Below are 2,586 nucleotides of genomic sequence, written 5' to 3' on the forward strand. Positions count from 1 at the left end.
CGTAAGCGATCCATCGAGCACAGGATTGTCCTCGCAGCCTGATTGCGTCATTGTTCGGCCTGTTCACTTTTATGGAGCAGCAGCATGAACAAGGGCATTGAATACTGGTCAGGGCACCTGGCGGCGATCGCTGCCGAAGGCATTGAGACAAAAGCGTATGCCAGACGCGAGTCGTTATCGGTTTCCGCACTCTATTACTGGCGCAAGCGCATCAAGGCGCAAACGCATGGACCCGTACGACCCACGTCTACGGTCAACGCCATTTCGTCAGCGTTCATGCCGGTACAGATCAAGAACGCCATGGCCAACGCCGTACCTTGCTCAGTCGTGCTGGCGCCGGGCGTACGTCTGGAATTGGCTCAATTACCGGCGCCGGAATGGCTGGCTGCTTTGGGCAGCGCACTGAACCGCCAGGTACGCTGATGCATCCGGGCAGTCGCGTGAGCGCGGTGTACCTGTGCCGCGCGCCGGTGGACTTTCGCAAGCAAATCGATGGCTTGGCGGCCCTGGTCGAGCAGGAATTGACCATGAATCCATTTGCTGATGCGTTATATGTGTTCGTGAACCGCCAGCGCACAAAGATGAAGATTCTATACTGGCATCGTAATGGCTTTTGCCTCTGGCAAAAGCGTCTGGAACAGCAACGCTTTGCTTGGCCAACGGCCGATGATGCGGCCACACTCTGCCTGACTTTGCAGGAGTTGGAATGGCTACTTGAAGGCTTCGATTTATGGGCGAATAAACCGCATAAAACCTTGAATTATCAGGCAGTTTCATAGGGGAATCGGGTAAAATAAGGGCATGCCGTTTCACGCCCAAAAGCCCTCCCGAGTACCGTTAAAACCCGGCCTTTGTGTGCCGGGGTCGCCCGCCGCTTTGCCCAGAACGCAAAGTGAATTGCAGGCGTTGCTGCGCGCCGAACGCGCGCGCGTCCAGACCGAAACACACACCACGATCCAGGCCAATATCGCTCGCGAAGTTGACGCTGAGGTGGCCCGCCGGCTTGAAAGTGAGATCGTCCGTCGGGTTGAGTCCGAGGTGGCCCGGCGGGTGACGGCTGAAGTCGATCGCCGGGTAGCTATCGAAGTGGCCTTGCAAGTGCAGAAGCTTCTCGAGGAGATCCGGCTGGCTCGCCACAAGATGTTTGCGGCCAGCAGTGAAGCACACTTGGGCCAGGGGTCATTGTTTAACGAAGCCGAGGCGATCGTTGGTGCCAGTGTCGATGACGACGACCAAGATGAGGGCGATGATCCGCCGAGTACGGTATCGCGTCCCGCCGCTCGCGGCAAACGCCGCCCCTTGCCTCCCGAACTGCCTCGCGTGGACATTATCCTGGACGTGCCCGAAGCCCAGCGCCTGTGCGCCTGCGGCAAACACATGGTCAAGATTGGCGAAGAAGTCAGTGAGCAACTGAACATCATCCCGATGCGCATCGAGGTGCTGCGCACGGTGCGACCACGCTATGCGTGTCCGGGCGGCGATACGGCACCCGTCATCGCGTCCGTGCCGCCAACGGCGTTGCCGCGCAGCAACTTTAGCGCCGGCTTCCTGGCCATGTTGCTGACGGTCAAGTATGTCGATGGCCTGCCGCTGAATCGTTTTACCCGCGTGCTCGAGCGCAGCGGCGTGGAGATCCCGCGCCAGAGCCTGGCCCGCTCGGTCATCAACGTGTCCAAGGTACTGCAACCCTTGCACAACCTGGCGCGCGACGCCTTGCTGGACTCGGCGGTCATTCATATGGATGAAACGACCGTCCAGGTGCTCAAGGAACCCGATAAGGCGCCCACCTCGCAAAGCTACATGTGGGTGCAGCGCGGCGGGCCGCCGGACAAGCCAGTGATCCTGTACGACTACGATCCGAGCCGCTCCGGGCAGGTGCCGCTGCGCCTGCTTGAGGGATGGCAAGGGTATTTGATGACCGACGGCTACGAAGGTTATAACCAAGCGGTGCGCGCCGGTGGCATCGAGCATCTGATATGCGCGGCCCACGCGCGCCGTAAATTCGTCGAGGCTAAACGGGTCCAGACCAAAGGCAAGCGCGGTCGTGCCGACCAGGCCATCGACTACTTTGTACGCCTGTACCGTATCGAGCGCGAGTTCAAAGACGCCACCGACGAGCAACGTTTCCAAGCTCGGCAAGAGCGCAGCCTGCCGGTGCTGGCCGCGTTGCGCGAGTGGTTGGATGCGGCCTTGCCGGTCGTAGCGCCCAAGACAAAACTGGGCGAAGCGCTGGCGTACCTGAATAAATATTGGTCGCGCCTGGTGCGCTACACCGAGCGCGGTGACCTCCCAATCGACAACAATGCCGTCGAGAATTCCATCCGCCCCTTCGTCATTGGAAGGCGGGGCTGGATGTTCGCGGATACACCGGGCGGCGCCCACGCCAGTGCGGTCGTCTATTCGTTGGTGGAAACGGCCAAGGCGAATGGTCACGAGCCGTACACCTGGCTCAAGCATGTGCTGGAACGGTTGCCGGCTGCTAAAACAGTTGAAGACATCGAGGCACTACTTCCTTGGAATTTAGACATTCAACAGGTTGCCATGGACCTCGCTGCCTGAAAACCCTGTGCTTAGTGGATCGCTTAC

General features: G+C 59.7%; 3 protein-coding genes. All 3 read left to right on the forward strand.

Going from position 1 to position 2,586, the window contains the following annotated elements:
• Positions 1–84: 84 nt before the first annotated feature.
• The 3 genes from tnpA to tnpC are packed head-to-tail and all read left to right on the forward strand — an operon-like array spanning position 85 to position 2,559.
• On the forward strand, positions 85–423 hold the full coding sequence (gene tnpA, locus CR155_RS20550; protein ID WP_102071918.1) for an IS66 family insertion sequence element accessory protein TnpA: 339 nt from the start codon (positions 85–87) through the stop codon (positions 421–423).
• The gene (gene tnpB, locus CR155_RS20555) at positions 423–779 is read left to right on the forward strand and encodes an IS66 family insertion sequence element accessory protein TnpB (protein WP_102071919.1); all 357 of its coding nucleotides are present in this window, start codon (positions 423–425) and stop codon (positions 777–779) included. The genes tnpA and tnpB overlap by 1 nt, the downstream gene beginning before the upstream one ends.
• A gap of 22 nt (positions 780–801) precedes the next feature.
• Entirely contained in the window at positions 802–2,559 is a 1,758-nt protein-coding gene (gene tnpC / locus CR155_RS20560) for an IS66 family transposase (RefSeq protein ID WP_255399283.1), read from the forward strand.
• Positions 2,560–2,586 lie beyond the last annotated feature (27 nt).

Source organism: Pollutimonas nitritireducens (assembly GCF_002849615.1).
In the GTDB taxonomy this organism is placed as follows: Bacteria; Pseudomonadota; Gammaproteobacteria; order Burkholderiales; family Burkholderiaceae_B; genus Pollutimonas; species Pollutimonas nitritireducens.